At 34.7% G+C, this 22,316-nt stretch carries 21 protein-coding genes; 13 read left to right on the top strand and 8 right to left on the bottom strand.

The window, feature by feature from the left end; translation table 11 throughout:
- Positions 1 to 34: 34 nt before the first annotated feature.
- On the bottom strand, positions 35 to 1,960 hold the full coding sequence (locus M1D73_RS02365) for a heavy metal translocating P-type ATPase (RefSeq protein WP_001083759.1): 1,926 nt from the start codon (positions 1,958 to 1,960) through the stop codon (positions 35 to 37).
- Positions 1,961 to 2,231: 271 nt separating this feature from the next.
- Here M1D73_RS02365 and M1D73_RS02370 point away from each other — a divergent pair, with 271 nt between their 5' ends.
- The 3 genes from M1D73_RS02370 (at position 2,232) to lepB (ending at position 4,699) form a co-directional block, all read left to right on the top strand.
- On the top strand, positions 2,232 to 3,182 hold the full coding sequence (locus M1D73_RS02370) for a DMT family transporter (RefSeq protein ID WP_000845696.1): 951 nt from the start codon (positions 2,232 to 2,234) through the stop codon (positions 3,180 to 3,182).
- A 122-nt stretch (positions 3,183 to 3,304) separates the two neighbouring features.
- A complete protein-coding gene (locus tag M1D73_RS02375; RefSeq protein WP_098212570.1) occupies positions 3,305 to 3,985 on the top strand; it encodes a lysoplasmalogenase in 681 nt (226 codons plus the stop codon).
- A 177-nt stretch (positions 3,986 to 4,162) separates the two neighbouring features.
- Positions 4,163 to 4,699 (top strand): signal peptidase I, encoded by a 537-nt coding sequence (gene lepB, locus M1D73_RS02380; protein WP_000983303.1) that lies wholly within the window; start codon positions 4,163 to 4,165, stop codon positions 4,697 to 4,699.
- Between the two features lie 37 nt (positions 4,700 to 4,736).
- Here the strand turns inward: lepB and M1D73_RS02385 are convergent, their stop codons facing one another.
- On the bottom strand, positions 4,737 to 7,499 hold the full coding sequence (locus M1D73_RS02385; protein ID WP_000151418.1) for a tetratricopeptide repeat protein: 2,763 nt from the start codon (positions 7,497 to 7,499) through the stop codon (positions 4,737 to 4,739).
- Positions 7,500 to 7,985: 486 nt separating this feature from the next.
- Here M1D73_RS02385 and M1D73_RS02390 point away from each other — a divergent pair, with 486 nt between their 5' ends.
- Complete coding sequence (locus M1D73_RS02390) at positions 7,986 to 8,579, top strand: DedA family protein (RefSeq protein WP_000434872.1); 594 nt, start codon at positions 7,986 to 7,988, stop codon at positions 8,577 to 8,579.
- Between the two features lie 11 nt (positions 8,580 to 8,590).
- Here M1D73_RS02390 and M1D73_RS02395 read toward each other — a convergent pair whose 3' ends face one another.
- The 3 genes from M1D73_RS02395 to M1D73_RS02405 form a co-directional block, all read right to left on the bottom strand.
- On the bottom strand, positions 8,591 to 9,019 hold the full coding sequence (locus M1D73_RS02395) for an EamA family transporter (RefSeq protein ID WP_000100295.1): 429 nt from the start codon (positions 9,017 to 9,019) through the stop codon (positions 8,591 to 8,593).
- A gap of 208 nt (positions 9,020 to 9,227) precedes the next feature.
- Positions 9,228 to 9,374 (bottom strand): BH0509 family protein, encoded by a 147-nt coding sequence (locus M1D73_RS02400; protein ID WP_000817786.1) that lies wholly within the window; start codon positions 9,372 to 9,374, stop codon positions 9,228 to 9,230.
- A gap of 154 nt (positions 9,375 to 9,528) precedes the next feature.
- Positions 9,529 to 9,945, bottom strand: a complete 417-nt coding sequence (locus M1D73_RS02405) for a pyridoxamine 5'-phosphate oxidase family protein (RefSeq protein ID WP_000550220.1) — start codon at positions 9,943 to 9,945, stop codon at positions 9,529 to 9,531.
- Between the two features lie 179 nt (positions 9,946 to 10,124).
- Here M1D73_RS02405 and cax point away from each other — a divergent pair, with 179 nt between their 5' ends.
- Together cax and M1D73_RS02415 are read left to right on the top strand one after the other, a co-directional pair.
- Positions 10,125 to 11,180 carry a calcium/proton exchanger gene (gene cax / locus M1D73_RS02410; RefSeq protein ID WP_000482137.1) on the top strand — a complete coding sequence of 352 codons (1,056 nt, stop codon included), beginning with the start codon at positions 10,125 to 10,127 and terminating at the stop codon, positions 11,178 to 11,180.
- Between the two features lie 79 nt (positions 11,181 to 11,259).
- Positions 11,260 to 12,057, top strand: coding sequence for a YfkD famly protein (locus tag M1D73_RS02415; protein WP_002083605.1), 798 nt, complete (start codon positions 11,260 to 11,262; stop codon positions 12,055 to 12,057).
- A 35-nt stretch (positions 12,058 to 12,092) separates the two neighbouring features.
- Here M1D73_RS02415 and yfkAB read toward each other — a convergent pair whose 3' ends face one another.
- The gene (yfkAB, locus tag M1D73_RS02420) at positions 12,093 to 13,220 is read right to left on the bottom strand and encodes a radical SAM/CxCxxxxC motif protein YfkAB (RefSeq protein ID WP_000156016.1); all 1,128 of its coding nucleotides are present in this window, start codon (positions 13,218 to 13,220) and stop codon (positions 12,093 to 12,095) included.
- Positions 13,221 to 13,433: 213 nt separating this feature from the next.
- On the opposite strand from yfkAB, the gene M1D73_RS02425 reads away from it, so the two are divergent.
- The 7 genes from M1D73_RS02425 (at position 13,434) to truA (ending at position 20,560) form a co-directional block, all read left to right on the top strand.
- Complete coding sequence (locus tag M1D73_RS02425) at positions 13,434 to 13,616, top strand: SE1561 family protein (RefSeq protein ID WP_000513558.1); 183 nt, start codon at positions 13,434 to 13,436, stop codon at positions 13,614 to 13,616.
- Positions 13,617 to 13,822: 206 nt separating this feature from the next.
- Complete coding sequence (fumA, locus tag M1D73_RS02430; RefSeq protein ID WP_481157989.1) at positions 13,823 to 15,343, top strand: class I fumarate hydratase; 1,521 nt, start codon at positions 13,823 to 13,825, stop codon at positions 15,341 to 15,343.
- A gap of 127 nt (positions 15,344 to 15,470) precedes the next feature.
- Positions 15,471 to 16,253, top strand: a complete 783-nt coding sequence (pdaA, locus tag M1D73_RS02435) for a delta-lactam-biosynthetic de-N-acetylase (protein WP_000875956.1) — start codon at positions 15,471 to 15,473, stop codon at positions 16,251 to 16,253.
- A gap of 59 nt (positions 16,254 to 16,312) precedes the next feature.
- Complete coding sequence (locus tag M1D73_RS02440; RefSeq protein ID WP_000269422.1) at positions 16,313 to 17,176, top strand: DNA-3-methyladenine glycosylase family protein; 864 nt, start codon at positions 16,313 to 16,315, stop codon at positions 17,174 to 17,176.
- Positions 17,177 to 17,186: 10 nt separating this feature from the next.
- Positions 17,187 to 18,566, top strand: coding sequence for a 23S rRNA (uracil(1939)-C(5))-methyltransferase RlmD (gene rlmD, locus M1D73_RS02445; protein ID WP_000615207.1), 1,380 nt, complete (start codon positions 17,187 to 17,189; stop codon positions 18,564 to 18,566).
- Positions 18,567 to 18,814: 248 nt separating this feature from the next.
- Positions 18,815 to 19,708 (top strand): S-layer protein, encoded by an 894-nt coding sequence (locus M1D73_RS02450; protein ID WP_000758930.1) that lies wholly within the window; start codon positions 18,815 to 18,817, stop codon positions 19,706 to 19,708.
- A 114-nt stretch (positions 19,709 to 19,822) separates the two neighbouring features.
- Positions 19,823 to 20,560: a tRNA pseudouridine(38-40) synthase TruA gene (gene truA, locus M1D73_RS02455; RefSeq protein WP_000553118.1), complete on the top strand. Its 738-nt coding sequence runs from the start codon at positions 19,823 to 19,825 to the stop codon at positions 20,558 to 20,560.
- 44 nt (positions 20,561 to 20,604) lie between these two features.
- On the opposite strand, the gene M1D73_RS02460 is transcribed toward truA, so the two are convergent.
- Complete coding sequence (locus M1D73_RS02460; protein ID WP_000063863.1) at positions 20,605 to 20,808, bottom strand: hypothetical protein; 204 nt, start codon at positions 20,806 to 20,808, stop codon at positions 20,605 to 20,607.
- Positions 20,809 to 20,891: 83 nt separating this feature from the next.
- Positions 20,892 to 22,295: a sigma-54 interaction domain-containing protein gene (locus tag M1D73_RS02465; protein WP_086400885.1), complete on the bottom strand. Its 1,404-nt coding sequence runs from the start codon at positions 22,293 to 22,295 to the stop codon at positions 20,892 to 20,894.
- Positions 22,296 to 22,316: the final 21 nt, after the last annotated feature.

Here is a 22,316-nt window from a genome sequence, read left to right on the forward strand (position 1 = left end):
CTAAAAAAAACGGGTCCTCTATGAGGGACCCGTTTTATTTGCTTCCTTTTAGTAATCGTAAGCCATTCAAAATGACAAGAATCGTACTTCCTTCATGACCAATAACACCGAATGGAAGAGCTAAAAATTGCAAGAAGTTTGAACAAATTAGCATGGCAATAACGGCTAGCGAAAAGATTACGTTTTGCTTCACAATACGGTTCATTCGTTTTGATAAACGAATTGCTTGGGAAAGGCGAGATAGTTCGTTCTTCATCAGTACAACATCTGCAGTTTCTAAAGCTACATCTGTTCCTTCTCCCATTGCGACACCAATGCTAGCAGTAGCTAGGGCAGGTGCATCATTTATACCGTCTCCAACCATTGCTACTGTACCGTATTTTTCTTTTAACTTTTTAATCGTTTCAACTTTTGTTTCTGGTAAGCATGATGCGTAATATTCCTTTATATTACTTTCAGAGGCAATTGCTTTTGCCGTTTCTTCATTATCTCCAGTAATCATAATTGCTTCGACACCAATGCTTTGTAAATCACGAATAGCAGCTATTGTTTCTTGGCGAAGCGTATCTTTTAAAGCGATAAGTCCAAGAATGCCTCCCTCATCACTAATATAAACGACAGTTTTACCTTCCTTTTCAAGTGAGGCAGAAATACCATTATGAAATGTTTTTGTTTCTTCACCGATAAAATCAGCTTTACCTATTTTATAAGCGTTGTTTTCGAATATTCCTTTTAGCCCAAAACCAGTTACATCTTCAACCTTTTCTGGTTTTTTTAATGTAATGTCGTACGCATGTTGTGCATATTTAACAATAGATTCAGCCAAAGGATGTGTAGAGTGACTTTCAATTGATGCTGTAATAGAAAGCACTTCTTTTTCTGTCATATTTTCTCGAACATATATATCTGTTACGGTAGGTTTTCCTTCTGTTAATGTTCCTGTTTTATCAAAGGCGATTGCTTTTACTGAAGCGAGACGTTCTAAATGTATGCCACCTTTAAAGAGAATCCCATTTCTTGCTCCGTTAGAAATGGCTGATAACGTTGCTGGTGTAATGGCAGCAACGAGTGCACAAGGAGATGCGACTACAAGTAAGATCATAGCGCGATAAAACGTTTCATTCCAGCTCCAGTCAAGTAAGAAATGAGGAACGAACATCATAAGCGCAACAACGAGTAGTACACCTTTTACGTATGTTCCTTCAAACTTTTCGATGAATAGTTGTGATGGTGATTTTTCACTTTGTGCACTTTGTACGAGACGGATAATCTTTTGGAATAATGTTTGATCGCTCGGCTTCGTAATTTTAACTTCGATAGCACCACGTAAATTTACAGTACCTGCAAATACTTCATCGCCATATCTTTTCTCATTTGGAATAGGTTCTCCCGTGATTGCTGCTTCATCGATATTTGTTTCACCGTTATGAATCGTACCGTCAGCAGGAACACGTTCACCTGGTTTAATTAAAATAATGTCGTTAATTTGTAACTCTCCAACAGGAATACGTTCCTCTGTTCCGTTGGAAATGCGTAATGCTTCTTCGGGTTGTAAGTCAAGAAGAGCGGAAATTTCTTTTTGGCTCTTACTTAATGTATAAGATTCCATAGCACCGCTGAGCGCAAAGATGAAGATTAAAATAGCCCCTTCTGCCCAGTAGCCAATAATTGCAGCACCGATAGCTGCAAAGAGCATTAGCATTTCAACATTTAGCTCTTTTTCTTCAATCGTATCTTCAATGCCTTCTTTAGCTTTTGCATATCCACCAACTATATAAGCAAGGATATAGCAAGTAATACCTACATTCATTGCATCGTTCTTTGTGAATAGCCAGCCAGCTAAAATAAAAATACTAGATGCCACTGCAAATACAAGTTCATAATGTTTTTTTAATGTGTCCCATAAAGAGGGATGAGAAATTGTTTCTTTTGCGTGTAACGTTTTTACTTCTGAGTTCATTACTACTCGCTCCTTCCGAATTCTTATTGAGAAAAATAATCAAAATCGAAACCCCTATAAAACGACGAAAGCTGCCATCCATAATGGATAGCAGCATTTCTGTTGAATCTGTTTTTAATAGTTATTATGTTGTAATTATTCTATAGTATATCATATGTTTTTATGAGATGGTACGGTTTTGTTTCAAGTATAAACGGAAAACTTGTGTTTTCGCAATTCCTTTGGTATATATGAATATTGTTCATAAAAAGGTCGGAAAGGAAGACAACAAGTGAAGACAGAGAAATTTTTTACCCATCCGATTGGCGTATTTATTGCTGCAATAGTAGCAACTTTTTTATGGGGAAGCGCATTTCCTTTTATTAAGTTAAGTTATGCTGAACTTGGAATTCAACCACAAGAAGTTGGAGAACAAATATTATTTGCCGGTTATCGTTTCTTGTTATCTGGAGTCATGCTCTTATTATTCTTTAAAGTGTTAGGAAAAGATATGAGCTTCAAAAAAGGAACGGGGAAACAGTTAATACAAATTGGTTTATTCCAAACGTTTCTTCAATATATATGTTTTTACATTGGAATGAGTTATAGTTCAGGAATTGAAGGAGCTATCATTTCAGGGACATCATCATTCTTTCAAATTTTACTCGCCCATTTTTTATATAAAGATGATGCTCTCAATATAAGAAAAATAATTGGGGTATCGATTGGTTTTTGTGGCGTCATTTTAGTAAATGTGCCGAGTGATGGTAGCTTATCATTTCATTTTGGAATCGGAAGCTTATTACTTCTTAGTGCAGCAATGCTGTATTCATATGGAAACATATTAGCAAAAGAAGGTAGTAAAACATTAGATGTTGGCTATATGACAGCATACCAAATGATGTTTGGTTCTATAGGATTATTATGTATAGGGGCTTTACAAGTTGGAGTCATGCCATTTACATTTAGTCTACATGCACTACTTATGCTGATTTATTTATCTTTCTTATCTGCAGCTGGTTTTTGCATTTGGAATACAATTATGAAGTACAACAAGGTTGGAAAAGTATCTATGTATATGTTCTTTATACCCGTATTTGGTGTGTTATTATCGAGCATGATTTTAGGTGAAGCAATTCATTCATTTGTGCTACTCGGTTTAGCATGTGTAGCCGCGGGAATTATTGTGGTAAATCGAACGCCAGCTAAGCAAAAAATGGAGCAAGAAAAACAAGTAGCATAGAGAGCAGAAAAGCGATTACAATGGAAGAACAGTACTGTTCTTCTTTTTTTTCATAGAAAAAGGATAATAGACTAAGTGTAACGAAAAAAGATACAAAAAGCATTTATTGAGGAGAACATGTTATGAATCTACTTTACATGGTGTTAATTGGGCAAATACTTCTTTTTTTAATTGGTGCAATTTATGCAATGCGGCAGACAAAAAGAACGAAAGATAATATGCCGTTACCTTTAGTAATCCGTCTTATTCTTAGTTTTTCTTTAACAGGTAGTGCAATTTGGATATGGTTACAAGATCCATCTGTAGAGTATAGTACGTGGGTTGCACTTGGTATGACTTTATCGACTGTGGGAGATTTGTTTATGGCTGGGCTGATTCCAATTGGTCACAGGTTAATTGGTGGGATGGTTACTTTCGCTCTTGCTCATTGTTTTTATGTAAAAGCATTTTTGCAAACAGGAATTTCGTGGAATGGTTTTTGGATTGGCTTACTCGTATATGGGCTCTTTCTAATTGTAGGATGGTTCTTCTTTATCCGAAATGATAAACAGGATAAATTGTTTACGATAGGAGCTCTAATTTACGGATTGTGGGTTGGAGGAATGGCTTGCTTTGCATTCGCCTTATATTATGAAAATACAGGAATATGGTGGATACCAGCGTTTGGTGGTTTACTGTTTGTGATTTCTGATTTTATTATTGGCGTGACAGATATCGGAGGACGTAAATTGAAGTATGAGCCACTTTGGATTTGGTTTACATATGTAGCTGCTCAAATGTGTATTGTATATGTGGGATTATAAAAAGATACTCTCAAAATAGTGAATAGACTATTTTGAGAGTATCTTTTTTGCTTGTTTAATTTGATCAGTATTACCATTTTGAAATTTCTAATATTATAATTTTATAATTCAGAATTTTGTAGAAAATCATCGGTCGTATTATTTATAATGAAAGTAAAAAGATGATGAGTTGGTGAAATGATGCAAAAGAAAAAACGTTGGCGTGAATTCTTTGGAACTATTGCAATTGCATGTTTATTGGTGTTTTTGGCGAAAATTTTTGTGTTTTTTCCGACGAATGTAAAAGGAGCATCCATGAGGCCGACGTTGCAAGATGGAGATAAGGTGATTGTTAATAAGCTAGCAAAACAATTTGAAAGCTATGGGAGAGAAGATATTATTGTTATGAAAACAGATAATTTTTATGTCAAAAGAGTGATTGGATTACCTGGAGATATAATTGAGATGAGAAATGATCAATTATATGTAAATTCTGAAGTGAAAGATGAAGAGTATTTGGATAGTAATAAAAAACAAGCAGAAAAAAAACTTATGAATTTAACAGAGGACTTTGGACCAATTACAGTTCCCGAAAATAAGATTTTTGTTATGGGAGATAATCGCTTAATAAGTAAAGATAGTAGAAATGGTTTAGGTTTTATTGATAGAGAAGATGTGTTAGGAAAGTTAGCAGGCATTTATTATCCGTTTGAACATATGAAAATAATAAAGTAAAAAACCAAGCAAATTTTAGTTTGCTTGGTTTTTTTTGTTAAACAGTAGGAGATTCGTTTGATACAAAAATATCTTCATGTTTCTTTGTAGTACTTAAAACGAATTTATGTTGTAGCAATTGTAGTTTAAATAACGCCAAAGGATCATGATATGTTTCTGGATTGCTTCTTAGCGTTGCTAATGTTTGCTCGTCTTCCTTTATCTCAAGTTGAGCTGCATCTACATTTTGTTTCAATATATTAAGTGGATCTTTGAAGAACATCATGATATCACGTTCTAATGCACCTTCAAATACTTCAAATTGAAGGAAGAATTGTTTTGAAATTGTGTGAGCAATTTCTGTATAGTCTTCTGTTTCAATATATTGTTTATATTTGTTGGCGAGCATAGATTGGTTTTTTTGCATATTACCAAATAATTTTCCGGCACTTTTTAAGAAAAACTGTGTCGGTGTAAAGCGTAATAAAATATTGATGTTCGTTACTGTAATTCGATTTGTCATTCGTACAACATCTCGATTCCAATCATCTAATAATTTGAAATCGCAAGGAAGTTTCATACGTTCTTCTTTATATAATTTATTAAACGTTTCACTCATTTCATCTAAATAAGCTTGAGCTTGAATAAATTCATTATGTGCTGTTTCAATCCATTCTTGAATAGACCCAGTAAATTTAGGAAGAAGTACCTGTTGTACATGCTTTTGAACTCGTTCATTCATTGCAGCATTTAATTCTTCATGAACTAATTTGAAATCACTATCTTCTTGAACAAGATCAGAGCAGCTCTGTAATAATTCAGGAATTTGAGAATGTATATCTCGTGTAATTTCTTCTTTCGTTAAAAGATAGGATTCGGTAATAGAACGAATTTTATCTTTTTCAAGAGCAGTAAGGTTATTAATAAATCCAGTAAGTTTCACTGAGATGTGTTTATTCCAGCGTACGGATTTTACTAATGTATTTTCTAATTCCACACGTTCATTTATGAGATAAGCAATGGTCTTTTGCGTAAACCATATTAGCTTTTCTATACGTTCTTTTTCTATATCGCGTTTTGCAAGATTAGAAAGAATAGATTCTGTTACATCTCCAAGTTGCTGGCTACTCTCTTGCGAAGGAGAGTATGGGAAGAATTGTGCATCTGGAAAATGTACTTTAAGTTTACTAATTAGTTTTTCATCAGTAGTCGTATTATTTGTGTGTGATACGAAGTGAATTTGTAAGTTTGGTACTTGTTCACGTAAATAAATTAACGTATCAATTTCTTGACTATGCAATGGTGAAGAAGAATTTAATACGTATACAAGGCTATCTGCTGCTTGTAAGTATTCAAAGTATGCATTGTTTTTATCCAATTGTCCTTGAATAGATGGTGTAATAAGAAATGTAAACTTATTTTTTCTTAAAAACCTACTTGGTAGCTTAATTTCTATACATTTTTTCTCAAGTTCTGACTGAGCAGATGTAGCCGTTATTTGATGGAATTCATCAAGGTTAGGGATATTTCTTATATCTAACTCGGTAAATTCTGTTATTTCAGTTTGACTAGCGTCTTTAAATAGAATAGGAGTTGTTAAAGTTTCAGTTAAGATGTTCTCTCCCAATATTGAATTAACAAATGATGTTTTATCATGGTCACTAGTTCCAGCTATTAGTATTGGTGTGACATTTAAATCACATAGTTCATGGACGAGTAGCGTAAATTGATGACTTAAATCTACATCATTTTTCTCAGCCCATACAGCGATTGTTTCGAATAAATGAGAAACTGTTTCCATATTTACATCTGCTTCAGCTGATGTATTAGAAAGTAAGGATCCAGCACTTTTTACGAGTAATGATTCTAAAGTTGTAGGTGAGACTTCATTCCATGCTAACACTGCTGCAGAGACAACTAGAGAATCTTTTGCTTTCGTTAAACTGAACCAATTTGTTAATAAATTTGGTACAAGTCCGTTTAATTCATGCATAAAATGATTTCCGGTAATTAATGCAAAGTATGTTTCTTGGTAGCGAGTAGAGATTTCATTCCAATCGTCATTATTGTCTGTTTCAATATGCAAGAATAAATGATTAATACTTTGAATCCAAGGAAGGTATAAGGATTCATGTTGATAGCTATTCCAAAGAGCAATAACAAGTTCTTTAAATTGAGCTTGATCAACAGCATATAGAGCTTTTAAAGACTCATAGAAATATTCAGGCTTAATATTTTTTGTAAATCCTTTGTTTATGTAAGTTATTAACGTATCAAACCAGTGTAAAGATTGTGTTCGGATACCTTCTTGAACAGCTAGTTCGATAGCGTTGTTCCAATCTTCTTGTTTTTCATAGAAAGAACGTGCAATTGCAGTAATATTTGGGTAATCCGGTTGGAATGCAACAGCTTCACTAATCGTCTTAAAAGCGAGTCCTAAACGATCTTGTTCGATATAAAGAGAAAGAAGTTGTAAGGAAACCTCCATCGTAAGAGTCGTATCTTCCGTTTGGATAGATTGATAAATTTCTTCTGCCTTTGGTAAGAATCCTAGTTCAAAATAAGCATCTGCAATATTTTTTGTCGCCCAAAGTGCAAGAGCATTATTTACTTTTTCCCATTTAAATATAGCTGCTTCAAAATCTTTATTTTGATAATAAAATTCACCTTGAGCAAATCGAATATTAGAAATGTTGGAGAATTCATTTTTAGATTCATTTATATATGCTTCACCGAGTACTTCCGATGCAGGAGTAGAAGTTTCTTCTGTTAAAAATGTTTTATAGTAAACTTTTTGAATAAATTGATTTTCAATGGTCATGTTCGTTCCCCCCTGTATAATTTAGAAAAATGATGTTGTATGTAAAAGGGTGTATGTTCTTTTAATAGGTAGAAGTTGCATTATATAGACCAAACTATGTTTTTGCTAGATATATCATTTTTCTTGAGAGTTAAACCGTTGCGAAAAGTAACTTTCCTTTATTGTAACAAAAAAACACGCATATGAATTTTTATTTTTTATCGGGTTATTTGCGGGCAATAAGAATCTAATCTCAAAATTGGTGAATGTAAGTGAGTTATGTGGAGTCGGGATGTCTGTAAAAGCAAGATTGGCATAGGTTAATAATTAGTAGAGGATGAACAAAACTCCCACTGAGTAAAGTTTTTCTTTATCTCTGTTAAAGGAAAGAATAGAAGTAGAGTTCATTATAAAAACAATGTATAGTGAATATGTATACCATGTTTGCCTTAAAGATAGAAAGGGTACAATGTGGAATAACGACCGTGCATAGGATGTGTCTTCCGAATGGAACAACATATTGGCGAGTTAATCGCGCATTATGGCTATTTTGGAATTGTTATAGCTTTGGCTGGTGGGATTGTCGGATTACCGATACCAGACGAGTTTTTATTGACCTTTGTTGGTTATAATGTTTCAAAAGGAGTTATGTCAGGAACTGCTGCTTTTTTAAGTGGGCTGGCTGGTGCGATGTTAGGGATCACGTTAAGCTACATATTAGGTTTAAAACTTGGGCTCCCTGTTTTAAAGAAATATGGGCCGAAAATTAGAATTAAAGAACATCACATTGAAAAAACACATATTTTATTTGAAAAATATGGGCCATTTCTTTTAATGATTGGTTATTTTATACCGGGCGTACGTCATTTAACAGCATATTTTGCTGGGGTATCAAATTTGACACTTTGGCGTTTTTGTTTGTACGCTTACGGTGGTGCGCTCATTTGGATAAGTGTTTTTATTGGGCTTGGCTGGAAGTTAGGCGAGAAGTGGCGCTTCGTTGAGTATAGTTTACATCATTATGGAATATGGATTTTATTAATTTCAGCAGTTGTTACATGTTTTGTATGGTTGTACATAAAGAAAAAGAAAAACCGCTAATAGCGGTTTTTTTAGCTGAAAGCAATAAATAATACACCAGCTGTAATAAAGACTACACCAACGCCGGTCATAAAGTTTAACTTTTCACCGAGGATAATCATAGCGAGAATGATAGAAAATACGACGCTTAATTTATCGACAGGAGCTACTTGTGAAACCTTTCCTGTTTTGAGGGCAAGAAAATAAAATAGCCATGAAGAAGCACCTGCAATCCCACTTAATGTGATAAATAGCAGTGCTTTTTTATTTAGCAGTACGTCGCCGATATTTTGAAATTTACCTTGTATGATAATAACGCCTATCATAAATAATGCCATAATAATAGATCGAATTGTTGTTGCAACGTTTGCATCGATGCCGTCTAAACCAAACTTTCCAAAAATCGATACAAGGGCAGCAGCAATTGCTGATAATAGTGCAAATAAGAGCCACGAACTCATAGTAAAATTCCTCCAATCTTACAGTATTATACATGAAAATGATTCTCATGTATAAAGTTGAAGCAATTGAGCTTATAGGAAGCACGACTTCAACTTAACTCCTTGCTCCACCTGAATTTTAAGGTGGGAGTTTTACTGCCTGTAAATAGTGGGCTAAATAGCGAAATAATCCCCACCTTATATTTTTAATAAGGTGGGGATTATTATACTACTCTGCAATTTCCTCATATAAAAAGTACGTTACATTATAAATATGTTCTACTTCATCGTCTGTCATAAACAGTAATTCGTCACGCTCAATCCCTTTTTTCTTTTCAATAAACTCAATCATGTTTTTGCGTTCTTCTCTCTTCATCAATTTTATTTCTCCTCTCAATCTGTTTTAATACAGTTTATTTAAGTTAATGCTATTATATAACAGAATCTTTAGAAAGTTCCACCTATTTTATTGTTTTTTTCAAAAGAACTTTTCGACAAAACAAGCCCACCTAAGGGGGGCTTGTTTTATTTTATAGTCGTAAAAACTCAGGCTCCGTCGTACCGGCACCATCGATGTAATAAATTGTGTCGGGGTTGATTTTTATCAATACGTAATTAGGGTCTTCAGGGCCGAGTAACCAACGTTTTAAGCTATTATTCCAAAACTTGTTTTTTAATGTCGAGTCTTCCTCAATTGAAGCCAATCCTTCAACTTCAATATAATCTTCATCTAATTTTTTCCCTTCTCGTCCGAGTAGTACATGGACATTAGGATTTTGTTCAATATCTGTTATCTTTTTTGATTGTCGATCTGTTGCAACATACAGTACAAAATCTTCATGGAAAAACATCATAAAGGCGCTATGAGGTTTCTCATTTCGTACTGTAGATAATACACCAGTACGTTGACCTTGAATAATAGTTGCGATTTTTTCTTTTAAGTGCATAATTTTAACCCCTTTTCACAATTTATAATTCTGTCTGTTTAAACAAGATAATTTAAATATCTTTCATACTGTTTTCTTCAATCCGATTTTTTAAACGTAATTGTGATGAAATCGGACAAGTTAGGAGAAGAATAATAATAATATTGAGGAGAAATACATACGATGGAAGGATGAAAAACATGTTTAATAAAATATTTCTTATAGTAGCGCTTATAGGTGTACCACTATCTGTACTTGGAAAAACACTTCATTGGCCAGAAACAATTATGTTCGCTGTGTATTGTGTTACGATTATCGCATTAGCTGGTTTTATGGGTAGAGCAACAGAGAGTCTAGCAATTGTTTCTGGTCCTAGAATAGGCGGATTATTAAATGCTACTTTCGGTAATGCTGTTGAACTTATCATTTCAATTTTTGCACTTCAAGCAGGGTTAATTGAAGTGGTGTTAGCTTCTTTAACGGGATCTGTACTTGGAAATTTATTATTAGTAGGAGGGTTATCCTTCTTTGTTGGAGGTCTTAAATACAAAAGACAAAGTTTTAATGTATATGATGCAAGGCATAATTCAGCTTTATTAATATTTGCTGTTGTTGTGGCCTTTGTTATTCCAGAGATCTTTTCAATGAAGATGGACGCTGGCAAGACGTATCAATTAAGTATAGGTGTTTCTATTATTATGATTATCATGTACCTTGCTGCATTACTATTTAAGTTAGTTACGCACCGTGGTGTATATCAACATAAAAGTGACGAAGTAGCGCATGAAGAAGAGCCAGAGTGGTCGAAAGGGAAGGCGCTACTTATTTTAGCGATAGCAACACTAGCGGTAGCTTATGTGTCAGAGGCACTCGTGCATACTTTTGAAACTGTTGCAAAGTCATTTGGCTGGTCAGAGTTATTTATAGGGGTTATTATCGTTGCAATTGTTGGGAATGCAGCGGAACATGCGTCTGCAATTATTATGGCTTATAAAAATAAAGTAAATATTGCAGTTGAAATTGCAATAGGCTCTACATTACAAATCGCCATGTTTGTTGCTCCTGTATTAGTATTACTATCTATGTTCTTCGCGCAAAGGATGCCTTTAGTATTTACCATACCAGAACTTGTGTCTATGATTACAGCCGTTTTCTTAACGATTGCGATTTCCAATGATGGAGATACAAACTGGTTTGAAGGAGGCACTTTACTAGCGGCGTATGTCATTATGGGAATTGGTTTTTATTTATTATGAAAAATAGGCATAACAATTGCGCTCAGAGAAAACAATAAACGAAGTAGTATATATACCTACATAGGAAGGAGCCAGACAGGTGAAACGAGTATACAGCATATGTCTTTCAACTATGGTCTCGTTTATTTTATTATTTCCTAACATGAGTTTTGCAAAGACAACAGTAGGAACAAAAATGCCTTCATCTGTTTTAAATATTTCAAAAGACAATACATTTCCAAATGATGCGCAAGATTTGCCACGTTTACAACCAAGTAAATTTGCTCAAGAGCTATTGAAAACGGCTAATATTAAAATTGAAAATCCAGACTTAATTCGGATGTTTAATGAAACGACAATTTCAAATGCGCCACTTGCAGTAGGGTATCGGGCAAAAATTTATTTAGGTCAATGGGCCTTACATTATGAATCAGTAGACACATCGATTAATTGGGAATATAAACAAGTGAATCGAAATGTGTATGATAATCGCGGAGGAGACCGTTTATATCCACTTCGCTATAAGCAAGAAACACAAAAGACGGTTGAAGGCGATTTAACAGCAGATATGAAAGATGCTGCAGATGTGAAAAAAATGATGCTTCTCAAAGCACTTGAAAAAGTACAATTACCTCTTTCGTTTAAGACAACTATTGGTTATGGTACTGGACATGAGCGTGTGTATAATATTAGTCCGAGTCAACTTGGATATTTATACGCTTATACACCAGCAGTAAATGAAAAGGGAAAAGTAACATTTGGAGAAGTGTATCTTGTATTAAAGGGAAATCAAAAAAGACTTGTTGTGAAAAATATTACTTCTCAAGGAATTGGAGCGGCAATTCCAATTCATGATCATTTGTTTTTTAAATTTATTTCTTCTTCTCACTCGCAATAACATAAAAAACGTCAGCTTATAAGCTGACGTTTTTTTTATAATGTAATGTTTGCTGTTTTTGATAAGAAATCTTCTGTCGGATAGTAGCTGTTTTTTACAAGAACATTTGGTCCAAGACATTTTACTGCAGGACAGTGGCAGCTTAATGATTTTGCTGTTTTTGAAGTGCTCCATTTTTCATACGCTTCTTGTAATGTGTTTGTTTGTATGTTTCCTAGAAGTGGAACATCACCAAAGTCCGTCACAATAATATTTCCATCGAAAATATTTACATTTAAACGAGAACGGCCATCTGGATCATTACGAACAGTTACATTTTTGCTCTCTTGCAATTTTTTAAATGTAGCTATGTCTTTTTCGTCATCGCTACAAGCATAGAAAGGTAACGTTCCAAATAACATCCATACATTTTCATCACGAATTTCTAGTAAATGCTCAATCGCATCACGAATTTCAGCTTTTGTTAAAATCTCTAGATTACTCGCGAAGTCACTTGGATACATTGGATGAACTTCATGACGTTTACAGCCCATCTCTTCGACGATTTGGCGGTGAATATGTTCAATATGTGGTAGAGTTCTTTTGTTTAGCATTGTTTCGGCCGATACAAGTACACCTGCATCTGATAGAGCCTTACTATTTGTAATCATTCTTTCAAATAATTTTGCACGTTGTTCGTAAGTAGGCTTACGCTCCATCATTGCAAATCCGCCTTCAACGAAGTCATCAATTGTTCCCCAGTTATGAGATATATGCAATACGTCTAAATAAGGAATAATCTGTTCGTAACGTGCTAAATCTATAGTTAAGTTAGAGTTGATTTGAGTGCGAACGCCTCGTTCATGGGCATATTTTAAGAGTGGTGTTACATAGTTGTCGACGGATTTTTTTGAAAGCATAGGTTCGCCGCCAGTAATACTTAAAGAACGTAAATGAGGAATCTCATCTAATCGTTTTAATAAAAGATCCATCGGAAGCGGATTTGGGTCTTTCGGCTGTAACGTGTAACCAACAGCGCAATGCTCACAGCGCATGTTGCATAACGTCGTCGTTGTAAATTCAACATTTGTTAATAGTAGTTTGCCGTACTCTTCAAGGTCCATATACGCTTCCCATGGATCGTAAGAAGGAGTAATCGGCTTCATTTTTTGTGATATCGTCATATGAAATACTCCTTTGACTATTGAAATAACAATTTGTCCATTCTCTATAATAGAAGAATATGTGCTTTTTATAAAGTGAAACTTTTTAGCATGGAAAGAGAGAGGGCTTACATTATAGTGGATGACTGTGACAAAATTGATGAAATTTCATGCCCATAGCAATCGTTTTTGCGGTATAATAAAAGCAACTCGAATTAAAAGGAGAGTGCCTTCATGGGAAAAGCAATTCAAGATAAAGATACACAATTAGTATATTTAAAAGAACGTTTAAATATGTTCATTGAAGTAATTGATACAATTGAACCTGAAGAAGTAGAATTAGAAGATGTAGATCGTCTTCTTGCAATGTTAGATGAATTAGAATTAAAATGTGAGCAATTTAAAAAAGACGAATAATATATTAAAAAGGCTACCAATTCCAATTTGGTAGCCTTTTTCTGTTCGGGTAATAGAAGGACGATAGAAAAAGAGGTATAATCAAGTTGTGAAAAATTTCATTTATGCTCTAATAGCGTGAAACAAATAAATAGCTAAAGAGCATAACAATTGAATTTTCAGCTCATAACGTTTTGGTAGCGTTCACAATTGAGGGGGAAGTAACAATGGAAAAGCTTCAAGAAAGCATGTATCAACTAATTGTTGAAACGTCAACGAACTTACCGAAAGATGTTCGTCGTGCGATTCAACAAGCGAAAGAGCGAGAAAATGCAGGGACTCGTTCTGCGATGGCACTTGGCACAATTACAAATAATATTAAAATGGCTGATGATAACATCTCGCCGATTTGCCAAGATACAGGGATGCCAACGTTTAAAATTTATACACCAGTTGGTGTGAATCAATTAAAGTTGAAGGAAGCTATCTATAATGCGCTTGAGCGGGCGACAAAAGATGGTAAACTTCGTCCCAATTCTGTTGATTCTCTTTTTGGAGATAATAGTGGAAATAATTTAGGACCAGGTACACCGGTGATTAAGTTTGAACAATGGGAAAAAGATTATATTGATGCACGTTTAATCCTAAAAGGTGGTGGCTGTGAGAATAAAAATATTCAATATAGCTTACCGTGTGAACTAGAAGGACTTGGACGAGCTGGCCGTGATTTAGAAGGGATTCGTAAATGCCTTCTTCATGCAGTATATCAAGCACAAGGGCAAGGATGTAGCGCTGGTGTAATTGGTGTTGGTATCGGGGGAGACCGCACATCAGGTTATGAATTGGCAAAAAATCAATTATTCCGTACATTAGATGATGTCAATCCAGTACCAGAGTTACAACATCTTGAAGAGTACGTATTAGAAAATGCGAATAAGCTTGGCATTGGTACGATGGGATTTGGCGGAGAAACAACTTTACTTGGTTGTAAAATTGGCGTCTATAATCGTTTGCCAGCTAGTTTCTATGTATCTGTTGCGTATAATTGCTGGGCATATCGTCGCCTTGGTGTGAAAATCCATCCTGAAACAGGAGACATTATGGATTGGCTATATCAAGAAGGTGAAGATACACTTCAGCATGAAGTACAAGAAAAAACAGAGCAACGTGAGATTGTATTACAAGCACCAATTACAGAAGAGCAAATTCGTGAACTTCACGTTGGTGATGTTGTAACAATTAATGGCATGATGTATACAGGTCGTGACGCAATACATAAGCATTTAATGGATAATGATTGTCCAGTAGATTTAAATGGACAAATTATTTACCACTGTGGTCCAGTTGTTGTGAAAGATGAAAATGACAATTGGCAAATTAAAGCGGCAGGTCCAACGACAAGTATTCGTGAAGAACCGTACCAAGGCGATATTATGAAGAAATTCGGTATTCGCGCTGTCATTGGAAAAGGCGGTATGGGTGCGAAAACATTAGCGGCTTTAGAAGAACACGGCGGTGTATATTTAAACGCAATCGGTGGTGCAGCGCAATATTATGCTGAATGTATTAAAGAAGTGAAAGATGTTGATTTCTTACAATTTGGTATTCCAGAAGCAATGTGGCATTTACGTATCGACGGGTTTAAAGCAGTTGTAACGATGGACTCGCATGGTAATAGCTTACATGCAGATGTTGATAAAACATCACTTGAAAAATTAGCTAGCTTTAAAGAGCCAGTATTTAAGTAAATAAAAAATGCATCTCGAATGATTCGAGATGCATTTTTTTGGTATATATAGAAAAACATGTTCAGCATGAAAGAATGCGTAGCAACAGAAACTACAAGTACGATTATATATGGAAAGGAGACTATTTATGAAATATAAATGGTTATATATCGGTCTCATTTTTTCAATTATGATGGCACTTGTTCCAGTTTCAGCACTGGCTTATACAAATACTCCACATAACTGGGGAATCCCGCGTCCTAAAAATGAAACAGTACCAGATGCAGGAAAGTTATATACAGATTTACTACAAAAAAATGGCGGGTTTTATTTAGGAGATACGAAGAAAAAAGATATTTATTTAACATTTGATAATGGATATGAGAATGGATACACAGGGAAAATATTAGATGTATTAAAAGAGAAAAAAGTACCAGCAACTTTCTTTGTAACGGGGCATTACATTAAAACGCAAAAAGATTTATTGTTAAGAATGAAGGATGAAGGACACATTATTGGAAACCATTCTTGGAGTCATCCTGATTTTACAGCGGTAAATGATGAGAAACTTCGTGAAGAATTAACGAGTGTAACGGAAGAAATTAAAAAAGTAACTGGGCAAAAAGAAGTGAAATATGTACGTCCTCCGCGCGGTGTATTTAGTGAAAGAACGTTAGCTCTTACGAAAGAAATGGGCTATTATAATGTATTTTGGTCACTTGCATTTTTGGATTGGAAAGTGGATCAGCAAAGAGGATGGCAATATGCGCATAATAATGTTATGACGATGATTCATCCAGGATCTATTTTATTACTTCATGCAATATCAAAAGATAATGCAGAAGCACTTGCGAAAATCATTGATGATTTGCGCGAGAAAGGGTATCATTTTAAAAGTCTAGATGACTTAGTAAAAGGCAATCAACCGTAAGCATGTATGCTTACGGTTTTCTCATGCTATAATGATGTGTAAAAAGGATGGGGAAACGTATGTGGAGCGAACATGTTACGTTAGAGTATCCGTATCATTTTGAAGAAGTATTAAAACGTTTATCTTTTGATCCTCTTAACGTCATTCAATTAGATGAGAAAGTTATTTATATCCCGCTTTGTATAGACGAGGAACAGGTTGTTGTTCGCTTACAAGGGATTGGTACTGTTCAAAATCCACAGTTTTGGATTTCTAGTCAGACAGGAGATCCAGAGAAAGTCATGAAACGAATGAGGGCCATTTTTCATTGGAATGAACCGTTTCAAGATATACAAAATCATTTTTTAAACACATCATTACGTCCACTATTTGAAACATATGCTTATACTCCAATTATTTTAGAATTTGATTATTTTGCTTGTCTGCTTCGCTGTATCATTCACCAACAAATAAATTTGAAATTTGCTACTGTGTTAACAGAACAATTTGTGAAACGGTATGGAACAGAGAAGAACGGTGTATTCTTTTTCCCCACTCCGGAAATAGTAGCAAATATTTCAATAGAAGAATTGAGAGAGCAGAAGTTTAGTCAGCGAAAGGCTGAATATATAGTAGGATTAGGTCGAAGTATTGTCAGTGGTACATTAAATTTAGCGAGTATAGAAAATGGGACGGAAGAAGACATTTCAGCACAATTGTTGCCAATTAGGGGAATTGGTGCATGGACAGTGCAAAACTTTTTAATGTTTGGGCTTGGACGGAAAAATATGTTCCCGAAAGCGGACATTGGGATTCAGCGTGCAGTGCAAGGTATATTTCAATTAGATGATAAACCTGATGATGCATTTTTAGAAAAAGTGAAACAAGAGTGTGAACCATACTGCAGTTATGCAGCGTTATATTTATGGAAAAGTATAGAGTAGAGGTGTAATAATGATACAAAAGCAACATGAGAGTAAGTTGGAAGTTGGTCAAACGTTTCCTGTGACAATTAAACGTCTTGGGATTAACGGAGAAGGCGTTGGTTATTTTAAGAGACAAGTTGTTTTTATTCCAGGGGCATTACCAGGAGAAGAAGTTGTTGCAGAAACAACGAAAATTCAGCGTGGCTTCGCTGAAGCGAAAGTGAAAAAAGTTCGTAAAGCTTCACCGCATCGTGTGAAAGCACCGTGTCCAGTATATGAGGAGTGTGGCGGTTGTCAGCTGCAACATTTAGATTATAAAGAACAATTGAATCAAAAGCGTGATATCGTTGTACAAGCATTTGAGAAGTACATGAAAAATAGTATGGAAGAGAAAATTCGCCCAACGCTTGGCATGGAAAATCCATGGCATTATCGTAATAAGAGTCAATTACAAGTGGGGCGTAAAGACGAAAAGGTTATTACAGGGCTGTATAAACAAAACTCACATCAGTTAATTGATATCGCTCACTGTATGATTCAACATAAAGCAACGAATGAAGCGACAAAAGTTGTAAGACGTATTTTAGAAAAATTAAATGTTTCTATTTACAATGAGAAAAAACAAAAAGGTTTAGTACGCACAATTGTAACACGTACTGCAGTTCAAACAGGGGAAGTACAAGTTACACTTATTACAACAAAAGAAGAATTACCAAATAAAGAACAATTTATTGCAGAAGTACAAAAACAGATGCCAGCGGTTAAATCAATTATGCAAAATGTAAACTGGCGTAAAACATCTGTTATTTTTGGCGACAAAACATTTAAATTAGCTGGAAAAGAAGTCATTCAAGAAACACTTGGCGATTTATCATTTGAATTATCAGCACGTGCATTCTTCCAGTTGAATCCAGAGCAAACAGTTGTTTTGTATAATGAAGCGAAAAAAGCAGCTGCGTTAACAGGAAACGAGAAGATTGTGGATGCGTACTGTGGTGTTGGTACAATCGGTCTTTGGCTTGCAAATGATGCAGCGGAAGTACGTGGTATGGATGTAATTCCAGAAGCAATTGCAGATGCAAGAAAAAATGCAAAGCGTCACGGATTTACAAATACGAAATATGAAGCAGGTAAAGCTGAACAATGGTTACCGAAATGGGTAAAAGAAGGATGGCGTCCAGATGTAATTGTTGTCGACCCACCACGTACAGGTTGCGATGATAAATTACTGGAAACAATTTTAAAAGTGAAGCCGAAACAAGTTGTGTACGTGTCTTGTAATCCTTCTTCATTAGCACGTGATGTACAAGCATTAATGAAGAGCTATGAAGTGGAGTATGTGCAACCAGTTGATATGTTCCCGCATACTGCGCATGTTGAGAATGTAGTTAGATTAAATTTGAAATAAGAAGGATTAAAAATGTTGATGTGGTTAACTACATCAACATTTTTTGTTATGTTAGTAGATAAATCACGTTACGTAATCAATATCCATACTTTCTGTATGGATTATATGAAATTATTTGCTGCACTCAAAAAAAATTTGTAAAAATATACAGTGTTCAGATTGTATAGACCACTCTGTATTAATAAATTACAATATGGATGTAACATAGCAAATTTGCTATAGAAAATAAGCTAAAAGGGAGAAGATTTATGAAAAAATGGTTGGCATTATTTGTTTTTGGGATGGTTTCTTTATTTGCAACTTCTGCACATGCGGAATCATATGAAACAACAAAAACATTAAAAGTATATGAAAGTCGTAGTTTTAATTCGCCTGTGAAAAAAGAACTGCAGCCAGGAGAAAGGGTTTATGTTACAAATCAACATCCTAGTGGATGGTGGAAGATAAGTGGTGGATTTATCGCACCAGAGGGCGCTAAAGTAGAAATTAATCGAACTTTTGAAGCTTTTGATTGGATTAATATGGACAGTGCGAAGTACGTATTTAGTCCTCAAACTGTTATTGCACGTGATGGTACACTAAGAGGTGAAATTTTGATTGATACATATTTGGGGCAGAAGTGGACAAGTGTAAATGGAATGCCACAAATAATGAAGCAGAATTTTGCAGCATACAGTAGCCCTGAAGCTAAAAATCCAGATGCTTGGTTCGCTCCACAAACGGTTAATATTTTGCAGACAAAAGAAAACGGTTGGTCTTTAATTAATACGTATTTAGGGCCAAAGTGGATTGTTCGTTATCCACACGTGGAACATATTAATCGTGATTTTTATGCATACAATGAACCTAAGTACATGCATCATGGTGTGAAATTCTCAGCCCAATCTGTAAGAGTACTTCAACAAGGAGAAAATGGTTGGAAGAAAATTAAGGCTGAGGTTGGAGAAAAATGGATTGCGCCACAAGGGTCTTATTACCATGTCCCAAATGTGTTTACAGCATTTGATCAACCTTTCGGTAGAGCAATCGGCACTTTTGCACCACAAACGGTATTTGTAGTTGAAGAATCTACAACATCATTTGGTTGGTTAAAAATTAGAACATACTTAGGAGATTCCTGGATTCGAACGAATCGTAATTAGTAAATAGATTACTTTATTCCTTTTAGAATGAAGTAACAATATGTTATAGTTCCCTCATATGGAAAAGCTGTATGAGGGATTATATTTTTAGGTCAATAAGACAAGGAGAATACGATGCATAATTATAAATTAACGATTCAGTACGACGGCGCACGTTTTAAAGGATGGCAACGTCTCGGTAATAACGATAATACAATTCAAGGAAAAATCGAAAGTGTCATATCTGAAATGGTCGGAAAAGAAATTGAAATTATCGGTTGTAGTAGAACAGACGCTGGTGTACATGCTTTGAATCAAGTTGCTAACTTTCAAAGTGATGAGAAGTTAGTGGAACATAAAGTGAAAAAATATTTAAATCAATATTTACCTAACGATATTAGCATTACGAATGTGGAAGAAGTACATGATCGTTTCCATGCTCGTTACAATTCTAAAGCAAAAACATATCTGTATAAAATTTGGAATGAAGAGCATACAAATCCATTTATGCGTAAATACAGCATGCATGTGAATAAAAAATTAAATGTGAAAAGCATGAAAGCAGCTGCAAAACATTTAGTTGGTTCACATGACTTTACTGCTTTTTCAAATGCGAAATCAAAGAAAAAATCTATGGTTCGAGAAGTATATACACTTGATGTGATGGAAGAGGCAGGGTTTGTACAAATTAGAGTAAGTGGTAACGGCTTCCTTCATAATATGGTAAGAAAAATTGTCGGGGCATTAATTGAAGTTGGATTAGGACAATTAGATGCTGAAGCAATTCCAAACATTTTAGAGGAAAAGCAGCGCAATCAAATTAATTGTCTTGCTGAGGCAAGTGGGTTGTATTTAGAGAATGTTGAGTTTTAATGGCAAATAAAAAAATCGGGCTAAGTAGCTCGATTTTTTTAGTATTAAGAAGATTTTTCGTTTTTTATACGTATCTTCAAATTCCAAAAAGTAGCAAGCATAATAGCTGCAAAGGAGCCAAAAATTGTTCCTAATAGCTTTGCATAAGGAGAGCTGCTTACATCGGCATTAATGAATAACATCATACAGAGCATGGCAGGGAAAAAGTATAAGTATTGTAATAACTTTAATTTTTTATCATTACTCATATATATAGCCCCTTTCTAGCATGTTATATGTTTATTATAACATATTTTACCAAGTCATTTTTACACTTGGAGACATGTTTATTTCATATGTGTAAATGCAGTTTTTTAATTCGATATTGTAAGTTTTGCCTACTTAATCCTAAAAATTTTGCAGCTTGTGAGATGTTGCCATGATTCTCTTTAAGAATTTGGTTAATGTAGTTCTTTTCCATTTTTTCTATTGTGTGTTTTAAAGTTTTAGGTGCATCAGTATTGTGAGTAGTTAGTGCATGTTGCATATTGAATTCTGTTTTTATTCGTTCGCGAAAGCGAGTAGGAAGATGAAACGCTGTAATGATGGTTTCATCTTCTATCAAGTTCATGGAACCTTCAATTATATGTTCCAACTCCCGTACGTTTCCAGGCCAATCGTAGGCATAGAAAAATTCTCTTACATTTACATCTACATCGGTTACGTTGAGCCCGAATTGAGTATTATATTTTTCAATAAAGTGCTGAACAAGAGCTGGAATATCTTCTTTTCTTTCACGTAAAGGCGGAAGACATAAAGTAACGACGCTTAATCGGTAATATAAGTCTTCCCTTAATCGATTATGTGCGATGGCTTCAAAGGGATCTTCATTGATAGTTGCTATAATGCGAACATCAATTTCTTTTTCGTGTGTACCTCCGATTCTTCGTATTGTTTTTTCTTGTATAGCCCGCAGCAACTTAGCTTGAAGTATTGGGCTTAATGAATTGATTTCATCTAATAACAAAGTTCCTCCGTTTGCTTCTTCGAATAAGCCTGATTTATCTATTGCTCCTGTAAAGGCACCTCGATTTGTGCCAAATAGTAGGCTTTCCATTAAGGTATCAGGTATAGCGGCACAGTTTTGTGAAATAAAGGGTTTTGTTGAACGCTGACTTTCATTATGGATGCTTTGTGCAAATAGTTCTTTACCAGTGCCTGTTTCTCCTACTAGAAGTATGGAGGAAGATGTACGAATTACTCTTTTTCCTTCTGTAATGATTGATTGAATGGCTTCAGAATCACCAATTATGTGATCAAAGGTAAATTTAGTGCTTTGTTTTCGAGAAGGACCTATTTTTATCGTTTGCTTTAAGTTACTAATTTCTTTTGATATTTCAATAGCGCCTTTAATTTTTCCATTTTCTATTATAGGGAAAGTATCGTTAATCGTTGTAATTTCTTGTCCTTTATTGTTAAAATACGTTTGTTTTATATTTTTCTTTGTTTTTCCAAATTTTAATGCCTCTATAAGAGTACTATTTTTATTTTCCTCAAATACGAATACTTCTAAAGGACTTTTATATAGCACATCTGAGCGCTCCATTGATTCAATTTCCATCATTTTGCGGTTATAGATAATCGTCTTACTTTCCTCATTAATAATATGAATTCCGATGTCGAGTTCATTGAGTAAAGTTTCATATAGCATATTCATTTCAATGATCTGTTTTAAATTAATTTCTTCTGTACGCATAGATTATCTTCTCCTCATTCC

The organism is Bacillus sp. PK3-067 (genome assembly GCF_056738645.1).